Below are 23,087 nucleotides of genomic sequence, written 5' to 3'. Positions count from 1 at the left end.
GGCGAGGGGGTCCGTACGCGGTCGGCGGGCGTCTTCGCACCGGTCCTGCCTCAGGCTCTGACCAGCAGCCGGAACTCGAAGGTGTAGCGCGAGGCCCGGTACAGATGGGAGCCGAACTCGATCGCGCGGCCCCGGTCGTCGTACGTGGTGCGCTGCATCGTCAGCAGCGCCGCGCCCGGCGGCTCGGCCAGCAGCCGGCTCTCCTCGGCCGTGGCCGCGCGGGCCCCCACGGTCTGCTCCGCGCTGTGCAGGGTGATGCCGTGGTGCCGCATCAGCGCGTACAGACCGTTGGCCTCCAGCTCGCCGGTGGCCGGTTCCAGCAGGTCGCAGGGGAGGTAGTTGCACAGGTACGCCATCGGCTCGCCGTGGGTGAGGCGCAGCCGGTGCACGACGGCGACCTGGCAGGACTCCGGCAGGCCCAGGGCGGCGGCGACCGCGGCGGGCGCGGGCCCGCGGGCGTTCGCGAGCACCCGGGTGCTCGGGTGCCGCCCCGCGGCGAGCAGGTCGTCGTACAGGCTGCTCAGTTCCAGCGGGCGGGCGACATGGCTGTGCACCACCTGGGTGCCGACGCCCCGGCGGCGCACCAACAGGCCCTTGTCGACCAGCGACTGGATGGCCTGCCGGACGGTCGGCCGGGACAGGCCGAGCCGCGCGGCCAGCTCTATCTCGTTGCCGAGCAGGCTGCCGGGGGCGAGCGCGCCCTCTTCTATGGCGGCTTCGAGCTGCCGGGCGAGCTGGAAGTACAGCGGTACGGGGCTGGCGCGGTCGACGGCCAGCCGCAGATCGCGGTGGACGGGCCGGGCCTGCGGGCGCCCACGGCCGGGCGGCACGGCTTCGCGGCCTGGTTCGTGCGGGGGTGCGTGCGTGGGCTCCTGCTTGGGCACGGAGGGAGCGTATCGGCCACCCATGATCACCGGAAGTCCTTATGTCCGGACAAAGCGTTGACAGGGGGCGGGCGGCGCGGGAGGTTGGGACAGCGCGCACGTCTCCCGCGGTGAAGGGGCAAGTAGCAGCTATGCGGATCGGACTCATCGGCGCCGGGCGGATCGGCTCCTTCCACGCCGCCACGCTGGCCGCCCACGAGGACGTCGACGAGGTGACGGTCGCCGACACCGAGGCGGTACGCGCCCGGCAGGTCGCCGCGTCGGTCGGCGGGCGCGCGGCCCTTTCGGTGGACGCGCTCTTCGACAGCGCGCCGGACGCCGTCGTCATCGCCTCCGCCACCGCGTCGCACGCCGCGCTGATCACCCACGCCGCCCGCGCCGGTGTCCCCGCCTTCTGCGAGAAGCCGGTGGCGCTCGACCTCGCCGGTACGGTGGCCGCGCTCGACGCCGTCGAGGCCGCGGGCGCCGTGCTCCAGATCGGCTTCCAGCGGCGCTTCGACGCCGGGTACCGCGCGGCGCGCGAGGCCGTACGGGCGGGCAGGGTGGGCCGGTTGCACACCGTGCGCACCGTCACCTCTGACCCGGCGCCGCCGCCGGCCGCGTACGTCCCGCTCTCCGGCGGCCTCTACCGCGACTGCCTCATCCACGACTTCGACGTGCTGCGCTGGGTCACCGGCCGGGAGATCACCGAGGTGTACGCGGCGGGCGCCAACGGCGGCGACGACTTCTTCCGCGCGGCGGGCGACGCCGACACCGCGGCAGCGCTGCTCACCCTGGAGGGCGGTGTCCTCGCGACGGCGACGGCGACCCGCTACCACGGCGCGGGGTACGACGTCCGGATGGAACTGGCCGGGACCGACGACCAGATCGCGGTGGGCGTCGGCCCGCGGACGCCCTTGCGCTCGATGGAGCCGGTCGCGGTCGCGGCCCTGCCCACGGCGCCCTGGCCCGGCTTCCTCGACCGTTTCGCCGCCGCCTACCGGGCCGAACTGGCCGCCTTCCTGCGCGTCGTACGCGGCCTGGAGCCGAATCCCTGCGAGGGTCGGGAGGCGTTGCGCGCGCTGCTCGTCGCCGAGGCGTGCGAGGTCTCGCGCCGCGAGAGACGTCCGGTGACGGTCGCCGACGTGGGCATGCGCGTACGTGAGGGCGACGTGAGCGGAGTGGTGGCATGAGCCGGGCAGGACGGCGGCGCCCGCGGGGCGGGTCCACGGGACACCGGAGGTGGTGACGGCATGAAGCGGGAGCGGATCGCGGGGGCGCCGATTTCCTGGGGTGTGTGCGAAGTGCCCGGCTGGGGGCACCAGTTGACGCCCGAGCGGGTGCTGGCGGAGATGACGGAGCTGGGCATCACCGCCAGTGAGTTCGGTCCCGACGGCTTTCTGCCGGGGCCGCTGCTGGCCGCCCGCGGCGTCACCGCGGTCGGCGGCTTCGTGCCCGCCGTACTGCACGATCCCGGCCACGATCCGCTGCCGGACATCCGGGCCGACCTCGACCGTTTCACCGCCGCGGGCGCCCGCACGCTCGTCCTGGCCGCGGCCACCGGGCTCGACGGCTACGACGAACGTCCCGCCGTGTCGGCCGACGGCTGGCGCACCCTGCTGGACCGGCTCGACGCCGTCACCGACCTCGCCGCCTCGCTCGGCGTCACCGCCGCCCTCCACCCCCATGTCGGCACCGTCGTCGAAGGGCCCGCCGAGGTCGACCGCGTCCTCGACGGCAGTCGGATCGGGCTCTGCCTCGACACCGGGCACCTCCTCATCGGCGGCACCGACCCGGTGGCCCTGGCGCGCCGGGCCGCCTCCCGCGTCACGCACGTCCACCTCAAGGACGTCGACCCCGCCGCCGCCGACGCCGTCCGGGACGGCCGCACCACCTACACCTCCGCCGTCCAGCAGGGCCTCTACCGCCCCCTCGGCCAGGGCGGCCTCGACCTCAGCGCCCTCATCACCCACCTCGAATCCGCCGGCTACCCCGGCTGGTACGTCATGGAGCAGGACACCGTCCTCACCGCCCCCCCACCCCCCGGTCAAGGCCCCCTCCCCGCCATCCGCGCCTCCCTCCACTGGCTCACCCACCAATGACACCCCCCACCGACAAGAGCCAGCCCCTTGCGAACAACGCGCGCGCAAGCGGGCGCGCGACCCAGGCCGACGTGACCCGTCCCCACCGGCCGCCCGCCGCCGGCAACGCCCCACCCCACCCCGCTCAGTCGCGCCCCGCCGCATCCCGATCCCAGCCCCCGCAGCCGAGCCACACCCCGTCTCCCCCCGACCCCCCTCAGTCGCGTCCCGCTCCCCCTCCCTCCCAACCCCCGCAGCCAGACCCGGCGCCCTCTCAGCCCCAACCCGCCCAGCCAGACCCGACGCCCTCTCAGCCCCAACCCGCCCAGCCAGACCCGGCGCCCTCTACGCCCCAACCCGCCCAGCCAGACCCGGCGCCCTCTACGCCCCAACCCGCCCAGCCAGACCCGGCGCCCTCTACGCCCCAACTCTCGGAGCCCGTCCGGCGATTGAGGACACAGGGGCGGGCGGGCGGGGGAGAGAACCCTCCTGAGGGCGGGGCGTATGACGTGGTGACGTTGGGGCGGGTGGGGGTGGACCTTTATCCCGAGCAGAGCGGGGTGGGGCTCGCGGAGGTGCGGACGTTCGCGAAATCGCTCGGCGGGACGGCCGGAAACGTGGCGGTGGCAGCGGCCCGCCTCGGGCTGCGAACGGCCGTGCTGACGGGCGTGGGTGACGACCCGTTCGGCACGTACGTCCGCACGGCGCTCAAAGGCTTCGGCGTGGACGACAAGCTCGTGACGACCGTGCCCGGGGTGCAAACCCCCGTCGTGTTCTGCGAGTTGTTCCCGCCCGACGACTTCCCGATCTACTTCTACCGGCGCCCGGTCGCGCCCGACCAGTGCCTCGAACCGGCCTCGCTGGACCGCGCGGCGGTCAGGACGGCGCGGGCCCTGTGGATCACCGGCTCGGCCCTCGCGGTGGAACCGACGCGCTCGACCGTCTTCGCGGCACTGGACGCCCGCGAGGGCGGCGAGGTGTGGTTCGACCTGGACTGGCGCCCCGGCTTCTGGGAGGACCCGGCGCAGGCCCCCGCGCTGTACGCCCGCGCGCTGGCGTACGCGACGGTGGCCGTCGGCAATCTGGACGAGACGGAGATCGCGGTCGGCAGCCGCGACCCGGAGACGGCGGCCGGGCTGCTGCTGCGGCGCGGCGTGCGGACGGCGGTCGTCAAGCAGGGCCCGGCCGGAGTGCTGGGCAGAACCGCCCGCGAGCAGCACTCGGTGCCGCCGGTCCCGGTGAAGGCCGTCAACGGCCTCGGGGCCGGTGACGCCTTCGGCGGAGCCCTGTGCGCGGGCCTGCTGTCCGGGGAGCCGCTGCCCGACGTGCTCCGGGCGGCCAACGCGGCCGGTGCCCTGGTCGCCTCCCGCCTGGCGTGCGCCGACGCGATGCCGACCCGCCGGGAGATCGACGAGCTGCTGCGCGAGCCCGCGCCACCCCCCGTGCTCGCGCCACCCACCGCGCCCGGCACGCCCGGCACGCCCGCCGCGCCCGCCGCGCCCGCCGAAGGAGTTGAGCCCCAGTGACCCATCTGGCCGCGGGCACCGCGGAAAAGGACGGCTTCGACCTGTGGGTGGATCCGGCCGTCGCGGGATGGTCGTACTCGTCCCTGCGGACCCTGACCCTGGCGCCGGGCGCCCTGCGCCGCTTCGCGGCCGGGGACAGCGAGTGGATCGTGCTGCCGCTGGCGGGCGGCTGCGCGGTGACGGTGACGCAGGCCGACGGCACCGAGACCGCCTTCGAACTGCGCGGCCGCGTCAGCGTGTTCAGCGGCGTCAGCGACTTCGCGTATGTGCCGCGCGACGCGGAGGTCACCGTCGTCAGCCCCGGCGGCAGCCGCCTGGCGCTGGCAGGGGCGCGCTGCGAGCGGCGGCTGCCCGCGCGGTACGGCCCGGCCTCCGCGGTGCCGGTGGAGCTGCGCGGGGCGGGCGGCGCGAGCCGCCAGGTCAACAACTTCGCGGCGGCGGGCGTCTTCGCCTGCGACCGGCTGATCGCGGTGGAGGTGCTGACACCGGGCGGCAACTGGTCGTCGTTCCCGCCGCACAAGCACGACGAGGCGGGCCCGCACGAGTCGGTCCTCGAAGAGATCTACTACTACGAGTTCGGCGGCGGCCCGGCCGCGCTGGGCTACCAGCGCGTCTACCCCTCCCCCGCAGGTGCCACCGACGTCCTCGCCGAAGTCCGCACCGGCGACGCGGTGTTGATCCCCGACGGCTGGCACGGCCCGAGCATGGCGGTCCCCGGCTACGACATGTACTACCTGAACGTGATGGCGGGCCCGGGCGCCGAACGGGCCTGGCTGATCAGCGACGACCCGGCACACGCGTGGGTCCGCGCGTCATGGGCGGACCAACTCCCCGACCCCCGGCTGCCGTTGTACGAGGCGCCGGTCACGAAGCAGGAGGGCGGCACCGTATGAGCGTCAGACTCACCGTCGCACAGGCCCTCGTCCGGTTCCTGTCCGTCCAGTTCACCGAGCGGGACGGCGTGCGCCACCGGTCGGTGGCCGGGATGTGGGGCATCTTCGGGCACGGCAATGTCGCGGGCGTCGGCCAGGCGCTGCTGGCGGCCGGGCCCGAGGCGATGCCGTACCACCAGGGGCGCAACGAGCAGGCGATGGTGCACGCGGCCGTCGGCTACGCCCGGACCCGGCACGGGCTCTCGGCGATGGCGTGCACGACGTCGATCGGTCCCGGCGCGACCAATCTCGTCACGGGCGCGGCGCTCGCGACGATCAACCGGGTGCCGGTGCTGCTGCTCCCCGGTGACGTCTTCGCGACCCGCCCGGCCGACCCGGTCCTCCAGCAGCTCGAAGTGCCGTGGGCGTACGACATCACCGTCAATGACGCGCTGCGGCCGGTGTCGCGCTGGTTCGACCGGATCTGGCGGCCCGAGATGCTGCCCGCCTCGCTGCTTCAGGCGATGCGGGTGCTGACCGACCCCGTCGACACGGGCGCGGTGACGCTGGCGCTGCCGCAGGACGTGCAGGCGGAGGCGTACGACTGGCCGGACGAGCTGTTCCGCGAGCGGGTCTGGCAGGTGCGGCGGCCCGTGCCGGACGCGGACGCGGTGGCGGAGGCCGCCGCCCTGCTGCGCGGCGCGCGTCGGCCGTTGATCGTCGCGGGCGGCGGGGTGCGGATCTCCGAAGCGGCGTCCGCGCTGGCCGAGTTGGCGGCGGCGACCGGCATTCCGGTGGCCGAGACGCAAGGAGGCAAGGGCGCGCTGCGGTGGGACCATCCGCAGGCGCTCGGCGGCATCGGGCACACCGGTACGGCGCCCGCCGACGCGGCGGCGCGGGAGGCCGACGTGGTGCTCGGCGTCGGCACCCGGTGGACGGACTTCACCACGGCGTCCGGTGCGCTCTTCGCGCCCGACGCGCGCTTCGTCAGTCTCAACATCGCCTCTTTCGACGGCCACAAGATGGCCGGACTGGCGCTCGTCGGCGACGCTCGGGCCGGAATCGCCGCCCTGGCCGCCGAGTTGGCGGGCCATCAGGCACCGGGGCGGACCCCCGACGCGCGCCGGGCGCTGGCCGACTGGCGCGCCCGTACGGACGCTGCCTTCGGTGACGGCGGCGGCGAGGGACCGCCGTCGCAGAGCGAGGTCGTCGGGGCGCTGGACGCGGTGCTGCACGACCGGGACGTGGTGGTCAACGCGGCCGGTTCCCTCCCGGGTGACCTGCACAAACTGTGGCGGGCGCGGGACGTGGGGCAGTATCACGTCGAGTACGGCTTCTCCTGCATGGGGTACGAGATCCCGGCCGCGATCGGCGTGAAGCTGGCGGCGCCCGACCGCGAGGTGTTCGCGCTCGTGGGCGACGGCACGTACTTGATGCTGCCGACCGAGGTCGTGACCGCCGTCCAGGAGGGCGTCCCGATCAATGTGGTGATCGTCCAGAACCACGGATACGCCTCCATCGGGGGCCTGTCCGAGCAGGTCGGCGCCGAACGCTTCGGCACCGCCTACCGGTTCCGCGCCCCTGACGGGTCCTTCGCGGGCGAGCCGCTGCCGGTGGACCTCGCGGCCAACGCCGCCAGCCTCGGCCTCGAGGTCTTCACCGCCCGTACGGCCAAGGAGTTGCGCGCCGCGCTGGCCGCCGCCCGCGAGTCGCCCCGGGCGACGGCCGTGTACGTCGAGACCGACCCCGCGCGGCCCGGACCCGGCGCCGAGGCGTGGTGGGACGTCCCGGTCGCCGAGGTGTCGGACCGCCCGGCCACGCGGGCCGCCCGCGAGGCGTACGACCGGGCGCGCCCGGCACCCGGGACCCGGCCCCGTCTTTAGGGCCTGTCCGCGGGGCCCTGGGCCGGGCCGCCGCATGCGGCGGGCGGGATCGGCACGCCCTTGCGGGCGAGGAGCGACTTGAGGGACTGGATGATCGGGAAGACCTCGTTGTTGAGGTCGGCGCCCTGGCTCTCGTAGGCGCGCTGCTCCGCCTCGACGATGACGCGGTCCTGGCCGAAGATGCCCTCGGTGAAGAGCGTGATGACCGGCCACAGCAGGTGGATCACGCCGGGGACCGGAGGCTTTTGGATCATGATCAGGCCGTAGGTGTGATTGTGGTGCTGGGCCTGGTCGGTGGGCATGTAGGCGTTCCACAGGTCGAGGGCCGGGGGCTCCTCGCGCTTGCCGTCGGTCCAGTACCGCAGCGTCTGGTACGGGTAGCCGGTGCGGATCGTCATCAGGTCCGCGTACTTGTCGTCGTTGCCGCTGCCGACGATCAGGCGCTCGCCGAGGGACTGCTTGCCCTCGGTGCGCGAGAAGGAGTAGTCGGCCTCCAGCCAGTCCTCGCCCTCGCGGACGTCCAGCAGCTTGGCCCGGATCCGGCCCATCAGACTGCGGTGCAGGAACTGGTGGTTCATGTCCATCAGGTTCTCGTGCATGAACGAGTAGTGGCAGGCGATGTCCCGGTCGAGCACGCGCGTCTTGTACCGGCGGTCGGCGTACGAGGGCAGTTCCGGCATCGGCGTGACCTCGGCCAGTTCCTGATCGCCGGGGAAGACGAAGACGAATCCGTACGCCTCGCGGCACGCGTAACTGCGCACGCCGTTGGGCAGTTTCCGCTTCCGGTCCAGATAGGGGATGTTCACGCACGCGCCCGTGCGGTCATACGTCCAGCAGTGGTAGCCGCAGAGCAGCCGCTCGTCCTTCACCACGCCCATGCTCAGCGGGACCTGGCGGTGGGCGCAGCGGTCCTCCAGGGCGTACGGCGCGCCCTTCTCCGGCCGGACCAGGACGATCTCCGTCCCGGCGTACTTCACGGCCAGCGTCTTGCCGCTCTTGAGGTCGCGGGACCGGGCGAGCGGATACCAGAAGTCCGGGTCGAGTCCGGTCGTGCGGGTGGTGGGGACGTCCTCCTCCGGTGCCACGTCGCGGTATTTGCGCAATGGGGGCTTCGTCTGCGGGAGCGTCATACCAGAAATACGAACGTACCGGTCAGTACGTTCGCGTGGCGGCCTCACCAAATCGTCATGACTTGGTCAAGTCCACGTCCACGCGTAGATTTCCGGTGCCGATGTCGTGATCATCTCCGGGACCGGCGGCGGAATTCCGCCGGGCCCGGCACGGGGACCGGCGGCGCGGAGCATCACTGGGGGCAGATGTGGACTGGGGAACGCTCGTCGCGACGCTCAGCGGCGGTGGCATCGCCATTTCCGGCACCGTGCTCGCCGACCATTTGCGCCGCCGCCACGAGGACGGCCGGGGCACCGACGCGCGGCGCCGGGCGGTCTACATCGACTTCATCAGCGCCACCGGGGTCTGCCACGCGGGCCTGCGCCGGATCGCCCAGAATCCGGGCGCGGAGCCGGACGTGGACGCCGCGTCGCGCGCCGCGCTCGACGACGCCGGGATCTACGAGGCGCGCGAGCGGCTCTTCATCGACGCCTCCACCGCCGTCGCGGGCGCGGGCCAGGCGATGTTCGAGCACTTGCGCGCCGTTCAGCGGGCGGTCGCGGCGGGGGCCGCTTCGACGTCCGTCGCCTTCCACGACGTCTATCACCCCTATCTCGGCGCGGTGTGGACCTACCGGGTGGCCGTGCGCAGGGAGTTGGAAGGTCTCTCCCTTTCACCGGAGGCTTTCGGCTGGTCCGAGTGGGACGGCAAGGACCGGTGCCCGATCTGCCGGGCCGCGCTCGACGCGAGTTGATGACCGCGCTCGGCGCGAGCTGATTCCGGAACGGGCACACGGCGCGGCCCGCGTACACCCGACATGCCGTAAAGGCATTATCCGGACAGAAATTGGCGTTCTTTCGCCCGCGCGGCAACCTGTGCGCGCTCGCGTCCCTGTTCGCAGGTAGACCCAACCGCACCTGGACGCGAGGAATTCGATGACGCATACCCAAGGCAGCCGACGTCTCAGGCGCTCGGCTCTCGTGGCCGCGGCGGCTTTCGCCGTGGTCGCGGGCGGCGTCGGCGCCGCACCCGGCGCCGGAGCGGCGACGCCCGTGACCCCCAAGCTGAAGCTGGTGGCCGCCTCCACCTCGGTCACCGCTGACCGCTACGACGGCGACACCGGCGTCTACCTGGACCTCGGCGCGTACCTCACCGCCGACAAGGCGCCGTTCGAACTCCGCGTGACCCGTAAGTCGTACAAGGACCCGGTGGTCGTCGCGCAGGTGACGCGCGGCGGCTCGAAGACGGTCACGAAGAAGCTGCCCGCCGGGCTGGTCAAGGACTTCGCCGGGCTGCCGGGCTTCCTCCAGGTGACCATCACCGACAGCAAGGGCGTGAAGGTCGCGAGCACCAGCGACACCTTCTGCCCGAACTCCGCGTCGGGCCGCATCCGTCCGGACGCCCCGGCCACCTCGCCGTACCCGGACGGCTGCTCCGACAACCCGTTCACGCTCGGCTCGGTGTGGGGCGTCCAGAAGGGCTGGGCCGCGGCGGCCTCGCAGGGCATCGGCCCGGACGGCGGGGTCGACCTGAAGGCCGGCACGTAGACCGCGAAGATCTCCGTGGCGAAGAAGTACCGGGACGTGTTCGGGATTCCGAACGACCAGCCGACGGTGAAGGTGACCGTGCGGACCGTGCAGGACGGGTCGGGCGCGGCGCGGTCGCGGATGTCGGCCGCGCTGCCGGGCGGACAGCCGCGCGCGGGCTCCGCGCCGGGCACGCTCAGGGCCGCCGCGCACCGGCCGACGGGCGCGGCGGGCGTGCCGTCCAACGTGCCGAAGCCGGACCTGCGGGCGCTGCCCGCGTACGGCATCGCGATCACCGACGGCAGCGACGGCGGTGAGGGCGACACCCCGGCCACCGGCACCGACTACCTGGCCTTCAGCGCCACCGTGTGGGACGCGGGCCCGGCGCCGCTGGTCGTGGACGGCTTCCGGACTCCCGGCAAGGAGAAGATGGACGCCTACCAGTACTTCTACGACGCCAAGGGCAAGCAGGTCGGCTACACGCCCACCGGCACCATGGAGTGGGACCCGCGCGTCGGCCACCAGCACTGGCACTTCTCGGACTTCGCCAGCTACCGGCTGCTGAGCTCCGACAAGAAGCTGATCGTCCGCAGCGGCAAGGAAGCCTTCTGCCTGGCCAACACCGACGCCATCGACTACACGGTGAAGAACGCCAACTGGCACCCGAACAACACCGATCTGGCGACCGCCTGCGGTGAGCACAGCGCGCTGTCGGTGCGCGAGGTGCTGGACGTCGGCAACGGCGACACGTATTCGCAGTACCGCCCGGGCCAGTCCTTCGACATCAGCAAGCTGGCGAACGGCACGTACTACATCCAGGTGATCGCCAACCCCGACCACCGGCTCAAGGAGAGCAGTTACGGCAACAACGTGGCGCTGCGCAAGGTGATCCTGGGCGGCACGCCGGGCCACCGCACGGTCAAGGTGCCCGCGTACGAGCTGGTCAACGCGCCCTGATCCAGGGCGCGTTGACCGTCCGGGGTCCGGCCGCCTCCCCTCCTCGCGGCCGGGCCCCTCTTCCGCGTCCTTCGCGCTCTTCGCGTCCTTCGCGCGCGGGCCGCGGGCTAGGGTGACGTGATGGTCGAGATTCCCGAGGACTTCGCGCGCGGCACGGTGGCGCGGGAGGCGGGCCGGGGCCGCGAGTGGATCGCCGGGCTGCCGACGCTCGTCGACGAACTGCTCCAGCGCTGGGACTGCGTACCGGAGGCGGCCGTCGTCCACGGGCAGGTCGGCGTGGTGCTGCCCGTACGCGAAGGCGAGGGCCGGTCCGCCGTCCTCAAGGTCTCCTTCCCCCACCCCGGGAACGTCCACGAGCCGGACGCCTTCGCCGTGTGGGGGCGGCGGCACGGTGATCCTGACTGGGTGGTGCGGGCCACGGATGTCCTGGCGGACCTGCTCGTCTGAGGGCCGGGATCACCGATGCCGGGGCGCGCGGACGTATAAAGGAGCGCATGGACTCCTCGCAGGCCGACGCCTACCTCCAGCGCATCGGGGCCGAACGGCCCGCCGTCCCCGACGCGGCGGGGCTGCGCGAACTGCACCTGCGGCACCAGCTCGCCGTCCCCTTCGAGAACCTGTCGATCCACCTCGGCCAGGACATCGTGCTCACCGAGCCCGCGCTCTTCGAGAAGGTCGTCACGGACCGACGGGGCGGATTCTGCTACGAGTTGAACGGCGCCTTCGGCGCGCTGCTGCGCTCGCTCGGCTACGGGGTGGAGCTGCTGGCCGCGCGGGTGTACGGGAAGGACGGCCGCGTCGGGCCGCCGTACGACCATCTCGCGCTGCGGGTACGGACGGCGGACGGCGAGACGTGGCTGGCCGATGTCGGCTTCGGCCGCCACAGTCACTTTCCGCTGCGCTACGCCGAGCGGGGTGAACAGGTCGATCCGGGAGGGGTGTTCCGGATCGCGGACGCCGATGCCGACGCCCACTCGGACGCGGGGGATCTTGTCGTCGTGCGCGACGGTGAGCCGCAGTATCTGCTGGAGCGGCGGCCCCGGCTGCTGGCGGACTTCGAGGCCACCTGCTGGTGGCAGCGCACCTCGCCCGGCTCGCACTTCCGCACGTCCCTCATCTGCTCCCGCCTCACCCCCGAGGGGCGCGCCACGCTCAGCGGGCGCACCCTCGTCCTCACCGCCTCCGGCACGCGCGAGGAGCGCGAACTCCCCGACGCCGAGGCCGTGCTCGCCGCCTACCGCACCCACTTCTCGCTCGACCTCCCCCGCGAGCCCGCCGTCACCCCACCCACACCGCCCGCAGCGTGACCTGCTCCGGGGCGCGCCGGCTGTGCGGGCCCAGCGTCGCGTACCCGCCGGTGCAGTCCGCCCCCGTATAGACCCGCACCGTCTCCCCCGTCTCGTTCCACGGCGCGTACGCCGCCCCGTACGCTCTCGGCCCGATCACCTCCGGCAGCACGAGGCACTGCCCGCTCGGCGGGTCGGTCAGCACACTGGTCAGCGGCCCCTGCCGCGTCATGAACGTGTACGAGAATCTGCCGGTCGCGGCTGCGGCGCTTCCGTCCGGCAGACACGTCGCTGCCGCGAGCAGGCCCGTCGTCACGGCGACGGCGGCGGTACGCGTGCGCATGCGGCCCCTCCCAAGGTCGGCTTCTCCGCCCCCGAAGCTACGGCTGACGCCGTCCTCTCCCCGCAAAACCGTTCCCCCCGGCGAGCCGCCGCCATCTGGGACACAGGAAGGTGCGTTCCCCGCGCCCCTGAAAAGATCAGCTCACCGCCCACGGCAACGAACCCGCCAGCGCCCCGCGCCGAAGGATGGGTGCGGGGCGGAACGGGGGGCAGGCTTACCGCAGGTCTCATGCTCCTCTCATGTCACGTTGCGGTGACAGCTGCCCCCACCCCCGGCGAAAGGCGAGGCGGCTGCCGGTACCGTGCTGATCGCGTGCACCGCCCCACCGGCGCACGGTCCGTTCGCGCCCGCGCGCTTCGGTGCGCCCGCGCAGCAGCCCGCAGCCTCAGGAAGGACGGCGATACGCCGTGTACCGCTGGGAAACCACGCGAGCCGCACTGGCGCAGCGGGTGTTCGCCACGATCCGTAGCGAGAGTTACGACCAGGCGGCGGCGACGGCGGACACGCTGCTGTCCGCGGGGCTGACGACGCTGGAGATCTCGCTGACGACGCCCTTCGCGCTGGAGGCGGTGACGACGCTGGTGCGCGAGGTCGGGGACGACGCGGTGATCGGCGCGGGGACCGTACTGGACGCGGTGTCGGCGCGGATGGCGATCGACGCGGGCGCGCGGTTCCTGCTGTCGCCGAGCCTGGACGAGGACGTGCTGAAGACCGGCCACCGGTACGGCGTACCGGTGTTCCCCGGGGTCGCCACGCCCGGCGAGGTGGTGCGGGCGATGGAGCTGGGCGCGGACGCGCTGACGCTCTATCCGGCCACCTCGTTCACCCCCGCGTGGGTCACCGACGTGCTGGCGATCATGCCGCAGGCGGCCCTGCTGCCCTGCGGCGGCATCACCGTGGCCGACGCGCCCTCGTGGGTCGCGTCGGGCGCCGTCGCGGTCGGCATGGGCTCGGCGCTGACGTCGGGCGACCGCGAGACCGTGACGAAACGGCTGACCGAGCTCCTGGAACGGCTGGCGGACACCGTCTGAACGCCGTGCCTCCTGGTTAGGCTGGTCCGTGGGGGACGCGGACCCGAGGGGGAGCTGTGAGCACACCGGAGACGGTGGATCTGCATGTCTACGCCCGCGCGTACGGCGAGGACTTCACCGCCGACCCGTACCCCGTCTACGCGCGGCTGCGCGAGCGCGGCCCCGTCCACCACGTCCGGACGGCGGACACCGGCGCCATGTGGCTGGTCGTCGGGCACGACGAGGCGCGCGCCGCGCTCGCCGACACCCGGCTGAGCAAGAACTGGCAGTCGCTGCTGCCCGACGGCGACGTCTCGGGCGGCTTCGCCAGCCACATGCTGGACGCCGACCCGCCCCGGCACACCCGGCTGCGCAAGCTGGTGTCACGGGAGTTCACCCCGCGCCGCGTCGAGGCGCTGCGCCCGCGCGTCCAGGCGATCACCGACGACCTCGTCGAGGCGATGCTGCCCGGCGGGAGCGCCGACCTCGTCGACGCCCTCGCCTTCCCGCTGCCGATGACCGTCATCTGCGAACTGCTCGGCGTGCCCGACCTGGACCGCGAGGCGTTCCGCGGCTGGTCCAACGAGATCGTCGGCCCCACCGGCCCCGAGGCCGAGGCCGACGCGGTCCAGGCCATGTCGGAGTACCTGGTCGAGCTGATCGAGGACAAGCGGTGCGCCGCGCCGCGCGACGACCTGCTGAGCGCGCTGATCCGTACGCGGTACGAGGACGGCGACCGGCTCTCGTCCGACGAACTGGTGGGCATGGCCTTCCTGCTGCTGGTCGCCGGGCACGAGACGACCGTCAACCTCATCGCCAACGGCGTCCTCGCCCTGCTCCGGCACCCCGACCAGCTCGCCGCCCTGCGCGCCGACCCCGGACTGCTCGACGGCGCCGTCGAGGAGATGCTGCGCTACGACGGTCCGGTGGAGACCACGACCTGGCGGTTCGCCCGCGAGACCCTGGAGATCGGCGGCGTACGCGTGCCCTCGGGCGACTCCGTCCTGATCGCCCTCGCGTCCGCCGACCGCGACCCCGGCCGCTATCCGGCGCCCGACACGTTCGACATCCGCCGCTCCCCGCAGGGGCACCTCGCCTTCGGCCACGGCATCCACTACTGCCTCGGCGCGCCGCTGGCCCGGCTCGAAGGCCGGATCGCCGTCAGGACCCTGCTGGACCGCTGCCCCGGCCTGGCGCTCGCCGCCGACCCGGCCGCCCTGACCTGGCGCCCCGGCCTCCTCATCCGCGGTGTGCACCGCCTCCCGGTGACCTTCTGACCGCTCTCCCCGGCCAGGGCCCGTGCGGGGGCAGGCTCTAGAATCACGGCGGCGGCCGAGCCGTACGCGCGCGCCCCTTACCTGCCAGGAGGCACCCCGTGTCAGTCGTCGCCGTCCCCGGTTCCAAGTCGGTGACCGCCCGGGCGCTCTTTCTCGCCGCCGCCGCCGAGGGCACCACTGTGCTGCGCCGGCCGCTGCTGTCGGACGACACCGACGGGTTCGCGGAGGGCCTGACCCGGCTCGGGTACCGCGTCGAGCGCGATCCGCAGGCGTGGCGGATCACCGGCCGCCCGTCGGGGCCCGCCGTGCCGGAGGCCGACGTGTACTGCCGCGACGCCGCCACCGCCGCCCGCTTCCTGCCCGCGCTGGCCGCCGCGGGCCACGGCACGTACCGCTTCGACGCGTCCGCGCAGATGCGCCGCCGCCCGGTCGCGCCGCTCACGACGGCGCTGCGCTCGCTGGGCGTGGACCTGACGCACGAGGAGGCCGAGGGGCATCTGCCGCTGACGGTGGTCGCCGACGGTCTCAAGGGCGGGGCGATCGACCTGGACGCGGGGCTGTCGTCGCAGTTCCTGACGGCGCTGCTGCTCGCGGGGCCGCTGATGGCCGAGGGGCTGCGGATCCACGTCACGGACCTGGTCTCCGCGCCCTATGTGGAGATCACGCTGGCGATGATGCGGCGCTTCGGCGTCGAGGTGGCGCGCGAGGGCGCGACCTTCGTGGTACCGCCGGGCGGCTACCGCGCCGTCGACTACCCGATCGAGCCCGACGCCTCCACGGCCAGCTACTTCTTCGCCGCCGCCGCGCTGTCCGGCCGCACCGTGACCGTGCCGGGGCTCGGCGCGGACGCCCTCCAGGGCGACCTGCGCTTCGTGGACGTCCTGCGGTCGATGGGCGCCGACGTCGAGATCGGCCCGGACGCCACCACCGTCACCGGCACGGGCCGCCTGAGCGGTCTCACCGTCAACATGCGGGACATCTCGGACACGATGCCGACGCTCGCGGCCATCGCGCCCTTCGCCGACGGGCCGGTCCGTATCGAGGACGTCTACAACACCCGCGTCAAGGAGTGCGACCGGCTGGTGGCGTGCGCGGAGAATCTGCGGCGCCAGGGCATCACGGTCACCACGGGACGCGACTGGATCGAGATCGCGCCGGGGACCCCCGCGCCGGTCGAGATCGCCTGCCACGGGGACCACCGCATCGCGATGAGCTTCGCGGTCGCCGGGCTGCGCACGCCGGGCACCACCTTCGACGAGCCGGGCTGCGTGAAGAAGACCTTCCCCGACTTCCACTCCTTCTTCGCCTCGGTGCGCGCCGACTGGGGCGTGTGACCGACACTGCGTGCCGGACCCCGCCCCGGCCGGAACGGCGGCGGCCGGGGTCAGCCCGCGTGCGTGGAGAACAGACCTCCGGTGGGCCCCTGCTTGTCGCCGCCCTGGGACTTCTTGAGGGCGTTGGCGAGTCCTTCGATCGTCATGGACTGGAGGATGACCCGGCCGTTGCCTTCGAGGGTGGCCAGGGACAGGCCCTCGCCGCCGAAGACGGCGTTCATGACGCCCTGGCGGTTGAGGCCGCCGATGCGCTGGACGCCGTACTGGATGCCCTCCTCGAAGGCGACGATGCAGCCGGTGTCGACCTCGATCCGGCCGCCGAACTCGGCGGGGTTGAGGTCGATGAAGTTGCCCGCGCCCGCGATGATCACGGTGCCGGTGCCGGTGAACTTCTCCAGGACGAAGCCCTCGCCGCCGCTCATGCCCTGGCGTCCGCCCGCGAAGGCGATGCCGAACTGGACGGTGGACTCGGCGGCGACGAAGGCGTCCTTCTCGGCGAACCAGGCGCGTGAGCCGGTCAGTTCGAGGGCGCGCATCTCGCCGGGGAGCACACCGGCGAAGCCGACGGTGCCCTCGCCGCCCGAGGCGGTGAAGTACTGGAAGGCCAGCGACTCCCCGGCCAGGGCGCGCTGGCCGACCTGCATGGCGGTGCCCATGGCCTGCCGGAGCATGCCGCCCACACCGGAGCCGCCGGAGCCGGACCCGGAACCTGCGCCTGAACCGCCCGAGCCGGGGCCGCCCAGCCGCGTCTCCATCGAGACGTTGGCCGTCTTGAACAGGAACTTCCCCGCCTCGCAGTACACCGTCTGGCCCGGGCTGAGGGTGCAGACGGCCATCTGCATGGCGTTGCCGACGATCTGCTGCTGGAGGGTCACAGCGGTACTCCTAGGACGACGGGCCAAGGTGCGGCGGGCGGGTGGCCGCCGGCCCGAGCGTAGCCCCGGCGCGGCACACCACCAGCCTCACCGTCAACGTATCGCCCGCGCGATCCGGTTCCGCGCCGGACCCGGACCGCCGAGTGCCGTGCCGCCGCCGTCGGGCCCTGCGGGCTGCGCGGGCAGCCGTACGGTCCGCTCGCCGCCCGCGTCGAGGAAACGGGCCAGCGGCAGTGTCGCGGCGCCCACGGTGACCGCGTCGGCGCCGAGCCTGCCCAGTTCGATGGAGGTCTGCGCGCAGGGGTGGTGCAGGGAGTACGCGGCGGCGACCTCGCGGACGGTGGGCAGCAGCCGGGGGCCGAGCAGCAGTCCCGCCCAGCCGCCGATGACGATGCGCTGCGGGTTGAAGAGGTTGATCAGGTCGGCGATCCCGGCGCCGAGGTATTCGGCGGCCTCGGCGAGCAGTCCCCCGGCCTCGGGGTCGTGGTCGGCGGCGGCGATGAGCGCGGCCAGGCCGGTCTCCTCGCTGACCCCCGTGGGCGCCGACGGCCAGCGGCCGAGCAGTGCCTCGGCGCCGACGTACGCCTCCAGGCAGCCGCGTGAGCCGCAGCGGCAGGTGCGCCCGCCGACCCGCAGCGTGGTGTGGCCCCACTCCCCCGCGCTGCTGCTCGCGCCGCGGTACGGGGTGCCGTCGGCGACCACGGCCGCGCCGACGCCGGAGCCGATGAGGGCGATGACGACGTTGCCGGAGCCGCGTCCGCCGCCGAACCACATCTCGGCCTGGCCGAGGGTCTTGGCACCGTTGTCGATGTAGAGCGGAAGGGCGGTCCCGGCGCGCAGCAGGCGGCCGAAGGGGACGGCTTCCCAGCCGATGGTCTGGCCGTGCACGACGACGCCGTCGCCCTCGCCGGGCGCGTTGTCGCCCTGCTCGACGATGCCGGGGACGCCGATGCCGACGCCGAGCACCTCGCTGTCGTCGATCCCGGCCTCGCGGACCACGGACTCGATGCCTTCGAGCGCGAGCCGTACGACGTGGTCGACGTCGTGGCCGCTGTCGGACAACGGCAGGTCGGCCGCGGCCCGTTCGGTCAGCGCGAGGTCGAACAGCTCGACCCTGACGCGGGTCTCGCCGACGTCCACGCCGACCACGTATCCGTATCCGGCGGAGACCTGGAGCAGGATGCGCGGCCGGCCGCCGTCGGACTCGACGGCACCCGCCTCCTCGACCATGCCGTCGGCGATCAGCTCGCCGACGACGTTGCTGATCGACCCGGCGCTGAGGCCGGTGTCCCGGCCCAACTCCTGGCGGCTGAGGGGTCCCTCGAAATACAAATGACGCAGAAGCGATGCACGGTTGCCCCGCCGCAGGTCACGCACTGTTCGCTTGCCGCGTTCAGCCACTTTGTCGCCCTCCCGTCTCGTCCGGCGTGAATCTATCGCTGCACAGGGTCTTGACGCCACCTTTTCTCACAAGTTAAATCACGGCCTGAATTAAGGCACAGGCGCTGTTCACTTCCTGAAGCGAACCCACCTCTGAGAGGGACCCGTTATGCGCACCTCCAGCACCTCCAGCAGACTCCTCGCGGCCACTGCCCTCGTGGCCGCGCTCGGTCTCACCGTCTCCGCCTGTGGCGGCTCGGACGACAGCAGCAGCGGCGGCAAGAGCACCAGTGGCGGCGGCGGCAAGACGCTGACGTACTGGGCCAGCAACCAGGGCACCAGCCTGGACAACGACAAGCAGGTGCTCACCCCCGAACTCGCCAAGTTCACCCAGCAGACCGGCATCAAGGTCAAGCTGGAGGTCATTCCGTGGTCCGACCTGCTCAACCGGATCCTCGCGGCGGCCACTTCCGGCCAGGGTCCCGACGTGCTGAACATCGGCAACACCTGGTCCGCCTCCCTCCAGGCCACCGGCGCCCTGCTGCCCTTCGACGACGCGACCTTCGCGAAGATCGGCGGCAAGGACAAGTTCGCGCCCGCGTCGATCGCCGCCGCCGGCGCGGCCGGCAAGGACCCGGCCGCGGTGCCGCTGTACTCGATGGCGTACGGCCTGTACTACAACAAGAAGATGTTCGCCGACGCCGGCATAGCCAACCCGCCCAAGACCTGGGACGAACTGGTCGCCGACGGCAAGAAGCTCACCAAGGACGGCCACTACGGCCTCGCGGTCGAGGGCGGCAACGGTTCCGAGAACATCCACCACGCCTTCGTGCTGGCCAAGCAGCGGGGCTCCGACTGGTTCGACGCGTCCGGCAAGGCGACCTTCGACACCCCGAACAACGTCGCCGCGGTGAAGCAGTACGTCGACTTCATCGCCAAGGACAAGATCGCCGCGAAGGGCAACGCGGAGTACGCGCAGAACCAGACCATCACCGACTTCGCCACCGGCAAGGCCGCGATGATGATGTGGCAGTCCGCCGCCACCTCGATCAAGTCGCACGGCATGAACCCCGACCAGTACGGCGTGGTTCCCGTCCCGACCCTCCAGGCGGGCGCGACCGGCGACGCCGGTGTGACCTCGATGGTCGCCGGTATCAACATGGCGGTCTTCAAGAACTCCAAGAACATCGACGGCGCCCTGAAGTTCGTCAACTTCATGACCAGCGACGCCGAGCAGAAGACCCTCAACTCGACGTACGGTTCGCTGCCGCCGGTCAAGGCCGCGCAGAGCGACCCCGCCTTCCAGACCCCGGACCTGAAGACCCTCGCGAGCGTGCTGGGCAGCTCCGCCGCCCCGCTGCCGCAGGTCGCCAACGAGGCCCAGTTCGAGACCCTGGTCGGTACCGCGGTCAAGGACCTGTTCGCGGACGCCGCGGCCGGCAAGGACGTCTCGACCGACTCCGTCAAGGCCGCGCTGACCAAGGCGCAGCAGCAGATGCCCGCTTCCTAAGGATCGGCTCCATGACTGCCACTGCCCCTCCTCGGAGCGCTCCCGAGGCCGGCCCCTCCGACGGCAAGCCCGTCGGAAGGGGCCGGCTCCGGCCGCGTATTCCCGCTCGGCTGCGCCGCGTCGGCGTGCCGTACCTCATGCTCTTCCCCGCACTGATCCTGGAACTGCTGATCCACCTGGTGCCGATGGTCGTCGGCATCGTGATCAGCTTCAAAGGGCTCACGCAGTTCTTCATCCGCGACTGGGGCAGCGCGCCCTGGACCGGTCTCGACAACTACCGCGTGGCGGTCAAGTTCGACCAGCCCGTCGGCGAGGCGCTGCTGCACTCGTTCTGGGTGACCGTCATGTTCACCGTCCTGTCGGTCGGCCTGTCCTGGCTGATCGGCACCGCGGCGGCGATCCTCATGCAGGACGCCTTCCGCGGCCGGGCGATCATGCGCGCGATCTTCCTGGTGCCGTACGCGCTGCCGGTCTACGCGGCCGTCATCACCTGGGCGTTCATGTTCCAGCAGGACACCGGCCTGGTGAACCACGTACTGCACGACCAGTTGCACCTCACCTCCAACAAGCCGTTCTGGCTGATCGGTGACAACAGCTTCTGGGCGCTGGTCATCGTGTCGGTGTGGAAGTCCTGGCCGTTCGCGTTCCTGTGCCTGATGGCCGGTCTCCAGAACATCCCGCGCGAGCTGTACGAGGCCGCGGCGATGGACGGCGCGGGCATCTGGCAGCAGATCCGCAAGATCACCCTGCCGTCGCTGCGGCCGGTGAACCAGGTACTGGTCCTGGTGCTCTTCCTGTGGACGTTCAACGACTTCAACACGCCGTTCGTGCTCTTCGGCAACTCCGCACCGCACGCGGCCGACCTGATCTCCATCCACATCTACCAGTCGTCGTTCATCACCTGGAACTTCGGCTCGGGCTCGGCGATGTCCGTGCTCCTGCTGCTCTTCCTGCTCGTGGTGACCGCGTTCTACCTGCTGTTCACACGGAAGCGGGAAGTCGATGCCTAGGATCCCCGTGCAGCCGTCGCCGATGGCCTCCCCGAAGTCCTTCCTGTGGACCCGCCGGGTCGTTCTGACCCTGCTGCTGCTCTTCGTGCTCACTCCCGTGTACGTGATGCTCAGTTCGTCGCTGAAGCGGTTGCAGGACGTGCAGGGCACGTTCCACTGGATACCGAACGGCCTCACCCTGCGGCCGTACGTCGATATCTGGAAGACCGTGCCGCTCGGGCACTACTTCATGAACTCGCTGATCGTGTCGGTGAGCGCCACCCTCTTCTCGGTGGTCATCGCGATCTTCGCGGCGTACGGCGTGAGCCGCTACCGCTTCCCCGGCCGCCAGTTCTTCACCGTCACGGTGCTGTCGACGCAGATGTTCCCCGGCATCCTGTTCCTGCTGCCGCTGTTCCTGATCTTCGTCAACATCGGGAACAGCACGGGCATCCAGCTCTACGGCAGCAGGCTCGGCCTGATCATCACGTATCTGACCTTCTCCCTCCCCTTCTCCATCTGGATGCTGGTCGGGTACTTCGACTCCATCCCGCGCGACCTCGACGAGGCCGCGAAGGTGGACGGCTGCGGCCCGCTCGGCGCGCTGTTCCGGGTCGTCGTGCCGGCCGCCATCCCCGGCATCGTCGCCGTGTGCGTCTACGCGTTCATGACGGCGTGGGGCGAAGTGCTCTTCGCGTCCGTCATGACCAATGACTCGACCAGGACACTCGCCGTGGGTCTGCGCGGATACGCCAGCCAGAACGACGTGTACTGGAACCAGGTCATGGCCGCGTCGCTCGTGGTGAGTGTGCCGGTGGTCGCCGGATTCCTCCTCCTCCAGCGTTACCTCGTCGCCGGGCTCACCGCCGGCGCCGTCAAGTGACCCCACCGAAAGGCTGCTTGTGAACGACCTCAGCTCTCTTCCCGCCGATTTCGTCTGGGGCGCGGCCACCGCCGCCTACCAGATCGAGGGCGGGGTGGACGAGGACGGCCGGGCCCCGTCCATCTGGGACACCTTCTCCCGAACCCCCGGCAAGGTCGCGGGCGGCGACACCGGCGACGTCGCCTGTGACCACTACCACCGCTGGCCCGAGGACCTGGAGCTGATGCGCGCCCTGGACCTCGACTCCTACCGCTTCTCGATCGCGTGGCCGCGGGTGATCCCGCAGGGTTCCGGCGCCGTCAACGCCGCCGGACTCGCCTTCTACGACCGGCTGGTCGACGCCCTGCTCGAAGCGGGCATCACGCCCAACGCCACGCTGTACCACTGGGACCTGCCGCAGGCGCAGCAGGACAGGGGCGGCTGGCCCGAGCGGGAGACCGCCGAGCGGTACGGCGAGTACGCGGCCGTCGTCGGGCAGGCGCTCGGCGACCGGGTCAAGGACTGGGCGACGCTCAACGAGCCGCTGTGCTCGGCGTGGATCGGCCACCTGGAGGGCACCATGGCCCCCGGCTGGACGGACCTGACGGCGGCGGTCCGCGCCTCGTACCACCTGCACGTCGGCCACGGCCTGGCCGTGCAGGCGCTGCGCGCGGCCCACTCCGATCTGCGGATCGGCATCGTGAACAACCTCAGCCCGTGCGAGCCCGCCACCGACCGCGACGCCGACGTGGCCGCCGCCCGGCGCGCGGACGGACACACCAACCGCTGGTGGCTGGACCCGATCCACGGCCGCGGCTACCCGCAGGACATGGTGGAGCTGTACGGCGTGGACCTGCCGATCAAGGACGGCGACCTGGAGTCGATCGCCGCTCCGCTGGACTGGCTGGGTCTGAACTACTACTTCCGCAATGTCATCACGGACGACCCGACGGGCCCCGCGCCGTACGCCAAGTCGGTGTACCTGCCGGGCGTCCGGCGGACCGCGATGGACTGGGAGGTCAACGCCGACGGCCTGGAGCAGCTTCTGGTCCGGCTCTCCGAGGAGTACGGCGCGAGCCGGATCTTCGTGACGGAGAACGGTTCCGCCTACCACGACACCGTCGGTCCCGACGGACAGGTCGACGACCCGGAGCGGGCCACCTACCTGGAGGAGCACCTGGCCGCCTGCGCCAGGGCGGTCCGCCGCGGGGTGCCGCTGGCCGGTTACTACGCCTGGTCGCTGCTGGACAACTTCGAGTGGGCGTACGGCTACGACAAGCGCTTCGGTCTGGTGCACGTCGACTACCCGACGCAGAAGCGCACGATCAAGGGCAGCGGTCGCCGCTACGCGGACATCATCGCCGCCCACCGGCGCCGGGTGCGGCGCGCGGCCTGAGATCGCG

Annotated in this window: 20 protein-coding genes and 1 pseudogene; 16 read left to right on the top strand and 5 right to left on the bottom strand. The window is 72.2% G+C overall.

From position 1 onward, the window contains the following. Nucleotides 1–50: 50 nt before the first annotated feature. Nucleotides 51–884: a GntR family transcriptional regulator gene (locus ACZ4EF_RS10070; RefSeq protein WP_467346365.1), complete on the bottom strand. Its 834-nt coding sequence runs from the start codon at nt 882–884 to the stop codon at nt 51–53. Nucleotides 885–1,015: 131 nt separating this feature from the next. On the opposite strand from ACZ4EF_RS10070, the gene ACZ4EF_RS10065 reads away from it, so the two are divergent. The 5 genes from ACZ4EF_RS10065 to iolD all read left to right on the top strand — a co-directional run bounded on the left by ACZ4EF_RS10065 (nt 1,016) and on the right by iolD (nt 7,225). Further along, nucleotides 1,016–2,056, top strand: coding sequence for a Gfo/Idh/MocA family protein (locus ACZ4EF_RS10065; RefSeq protein ID WP_467503785.1), 1,041 nt, complete (start codon nt 1,016–1,018; stop codon nt 2,054–2,056). 60 nt (nt 2,057–2,116) lie between these two features. Continuing rightward, nucleotides 2,117–2,965, top strand: a complete 849-nt coding sequence (locus ACZ4EF_RS10060; RefSeq protein ID WP_355339040.1) for a TIM barrel protein — start codon at nt 2,117–2,119, stop codon at nt 2,963–2,965. Nucleotides 2,966–3,477: 512 nt separating this feature from the next. Then, entirely contained in the window at nt 3,478–4,470 is a 993-nt protein-coding gene (iolC, locus tag ACZ4EF_RS10055) for a 5-dehydro-2-deoxygluconokinase (protein WP_467503783.1), read from the top strand. Continuing rightward, complete coding sequence (iolB, locus tag ACZ4EF_RS10050) at nt 4,467–5,363, top strand: 5-deoxy-glucuronate isomerase (protein WP_467503781.1); 897 nt, start codon at nt 4,467–4,469, stop codon at nt 5,361–5,363. The genes iolC and iolB overlap by 4 nt, the downstream gene beginning before the upstream one ends. Beyond that, nucleotides 5,360–7,225, top strand: a complete 1,866-nt coding sequence (gene iolD / locus ACZ4EF_RS10045) for a 3D-(3,5/4)-trihydroxycyclohexane-1,2-dione acylhydrolase (decyclizing) (protein ID WP_467503779.1) — start codon at nt 5,360–5,362, stop codon at nt 7,223–7,225. Before iolB ends, iolD begins: the two co-directional genes overlap by 4 nt. Here iolD and ACZ4EF_RS10040 read toward each other — a convergent pair. After that, on the bottom strand, nt 7,222–8,355 hold the full coding sequence (locus ACZ4EF_RS10040) for a Rieske 2Fe-2S domain-containing protein (RefSeq protein WP_467503777.1): 1,134 nt from the start codon (nt 8,353–8,355) through the stop codon (nt 7,222–7,224). The genes iolD and ACZ4EF_RS10040 overlap by 4 nt on opposite strands. Nucleotides 8,356–8,543: 188 nt before the next feature. Between ACZ4EF_RS10040 and ACZ4EF_RS10035 the strand changes: the two genes are divergently transcribed. From ACZ4EF_RS10035 to ACZ4EF_RS10020, 4 genes and pseudogenes are all read left to right on the top strand, one after another. Next, nucleotides 8,544–9,089, top strand: coding sequence for a CchlQ (locus ACZ4EF_RS10035; RefSeq protein ID WP_402711641.1), 546 nt, complete (start codon nt 8,544–8,546; stop codon nt 9,087–9,089). Between the two features lie 181 nt (nt 9,090–9,270). Further along, a pseudogene (locus ACZ4EF_RS10030) lies at nt 9,271–10,818 on the top strand (lysyl oxidase family protein). Nucleotides 10,819–10,938: 120 nt separating this feature from the next. Next, nucleotides 10,939–11,265, top strand: a complete 327-nt coding sequence (locus ACZ4EF_RS10025; protein ID WP_467503774.1) for a hypothetical protein — start codon at nt 10,939–10,941, stop codon at nt 11,263–11,265. Nucleotides 11,266–11,312: 47 nt separating this feature from the next. Continuing rightward, nucleotides 11,313–12,125 (top strand): arylamine N-acetyltransferase family protein, encoded by an 813-nt coding sequence (locus tag ACZ4EF_RS10020; RefSeq protein WP_467503772.1) that lies wholly within the window; start codon nt 11,313–11,315, stop codon nt 12,123–12,125. On the opposite strand, the gene ACZ4EF_RS10015 is transcribed toward ACZ4EF_RS10020, so the two are convergent. Further along, nucleotides 12,097–12,447 (bottom strand): hypothetical protein, encoded by a 351-nt coding sequence (locus ACZ4EF_RS10015; RefSeq protein WP_355339019.1) that lies wholly within the window; start codon nt 12,445–12,447, stop codon nt 12,097–12,099. The genes ACZ4EF_RS10020 and ACZ4EF_RS10015 overlap by 29 nt on opposite strands. Nucleotides 12,448–12,854: 407 nt before the next feature. On the opposite strand from ACZ4EF_RS10015, the gene ACZ4EF_RS10010 reads away from it, so the two are divergent. From ACZ4EF_RS10010 to aroA, 3 genes are all read left to right on the top strand, one after another. Beyond that, nucleotides 12,855–13,478: a bifunctional 4-hydroxy-2-oxoglutarate aldolase/2-dehydro-3-deoxy-phosphogluconate aldolase gene (locus tag ACZ4EF_RS10010; RefSeq protein WP_355339016.1), complete on the top strand. Its 624-nt coding sequence runs from the start codon at nt 12,855–12,857 to the stop codon at nt 13,476–13,478. A gap of 56 nt (nt 13,479–13,534) precedes the next feature. Further along, on the top strand, nt 13,535–14,734 hold the full coding sequence (locus tag ACZ4EF_RS10005) for a cytochrome P450 family protein (RefSeq protein WP_467503770.1): 1,200 nt from the start codon (nt 13,535–13,537) through the stop codon (nt 14,732–14,734). 98 nt (nt 14,735–14,832) lie between these two features. Further along, nucleotides 14,833–16,068, top strand: a complete 1,236-nt coding sequence (gene aroA / locus ACZ4EF_RS10000) for a 3-phosphoshikimate 1-carboxyvinyltransferase (RefSeq protein WP_467503768.1) — start codon at nt 14,833–14,835, stop codon at nt 16,066–16,068. A 50-nt stretch (nt 16,069–16,118) separates the two neighbouring features. On the opposite strand, the gene ACZ4EF_RS09995 is transcribed toward aroA, so the two are convergent. Both ACZ4EF_RS09995 and ACZ4EF_RS09990 read right to left on the bottom strand, forming a co-directional pair. Continuing rightward, on the bottom strand, nt 16,119–16,943 hold the full coding sequence (locus ACZ4EF_RS09995) for an AIM24 family protein (protein WP_391049479.1): 825 nt from the start codon (nt 16,941–16,943) through the stop codon (nt 16,119–16,121). Between the two features lie 93 nt (nt 16,944–17,036). Further along, nucleotides 17,037–18,344 (bottom strand): ROK family transcriptional regulator, encoded by a 1,308-nt coding sequence (locus ACZ4EF_RS09990; protein WP_467503766.1) that lies wholly within the window; start codon nt 18,342–18,344, stop codon nt 17,037–17,039. Nucleotides 18,345–18,492: 148 nt separating this feature from the next. Between ACZ4EF_RS09990 and ACZ4EF_RS09985 the strand changes: the two genes are divergently transcribed. From ACZ4EF_RS09985 to ACZ4EF_RS09970, 4 genes are read left to right on the top strand one after another with little or no spacing between them, the layout of a single operon-like run. Further along, a complete protein-coding gene (locus tag ACZ4EF_RS09985; protein ID WP_391163612.1) occupies nt 18,493–19,833 on the top strand; it encodes an ABC transporter substrate-binding protein in 1,341 nt (446 codons plus the stop codon). 11 nt (nt 19,834–19,844) lie between these two features. After that, on the top strand, nt 19,845–20,843 hold the full coding sequence (locus tag ACZ4EF_RS09980) for a carbohydrate ABC transporter permease (protein ID WP_355338998.1): 999 nt from the start codon (nt 19,845–19,847) through the stop codon (nt 20,841–20,843). Further along, nucleotides 20,836–21,705: a carbohydrate ABC transporter permease gene (locus tag ACZ4EF_RS09975; RefSeq protein WP_355338995.1), complete on the top strand. Its 870-nt coding sequence runs from the start codon at nt 20,836–20,838 to the stop codon at nt 21,703–21,705. The genes ACZ4EF_RS09980 and ACZ4EF_RS09975 overlap by 8 nt, the downstream gene beginning before the upstream one ends. 19 nt (nt 21,706–21,724) lie before the next feature. After that, complete coding sequence (locus tag ACZ4EF_RS09970; protein WP_355338992.1) at nt 21,725–23,080, top strand: GH1 family beta-glucosidase; 1,356 nt, start codon at nt 21,725–21,727, stop codon at nt 23,078–23,080. Nucleotides 23,081–23,087 lie beyond the last annotated feature (7 nt).

The organism is Streptomyces sp. NPDC025721 (genome assembly GCF_055558595.1).
This window is presented reverse-complemented; position numbering and strand designations above follow the sequence as displayed.

Excerpts from the sequence above, each read along its gene's own strand:
- ACZ4EF_RS10015 (WP_355339019.1), bottom strand. The coding sequence starts at position 12,447 with ATGCGCACGCGTACCGCCGCCGTCGCCGTGACGACGGGCCTGCTCGCG.
- ACZ4EF_RS10040 (WP_467503777.1), bottom strand. The coding sequence starts at position 8,355 with ATGACGCTCCCGCAGACGAAGCCCCCATTGCGCAAATACCGCGACGTG.
- ACZ4EF_RS10025 (WP_467503774.1), top strand. The coding sequence starts at position 10,939 with ATGGTCGAGATTCCCGAGGACTTCGCGCGCGGCACGGTGGCGCGGGAG.
- ACZ4EF_RS09975 (WP_355338995.1), top strand. The coding sequence starts at position 20,836 with ATGCCTAGGATCCCCGTGCAGCCGTCGCCGATGGCCTCCCCGAAGTCC.
- ACZ4EF_RS09985 (WP_391163612.1), top strand. The coding sequence starts at position 18,493 with ATGCGCACCTCCAGCACCTCCAGCAGACTCCTCGCGGCCACTGCCCTC.
- ACZ4EF_RS09980 (WP_355338998.1), top strand. The coding sequence starts at position 19,845 with ATGACTGCCACTGCCCCTCCTCGGAGCGCTCCCGAGGCCGGCCCCTCC.
- ACZ4EF_RS10065 (WP_467503785.1), top strand. The coding sequence starts at position 1,016 with ATGCGGATCGGACTCATCGGCGCCGGGCGGATCGGCTCCTTCCACGCC.
- iolD (WP_467503779.1), top strand. The coding sequence starts at position 5,360 with ATGAGCGTCAGACTCACCGTCGCACAGGCCCTCGTCCGGTTCCTGTCC.
- ACZ4EF_RS10060 (WP_355339040.1), top strand. The coding sequence starts at position 2,117 with ATGAAGCGGGAGCGGATCGCGGGGGCGCCGATTTCCTGGGGTGTGTGC.
- ACZ4EF_RS10020 (WP_467503772.1), top strand. The coding sequence starts at position 11,313 with ATGGACTCCTCGCAGGCCGACGCCTACCTCCAGCGCATCGGGGCCGAA.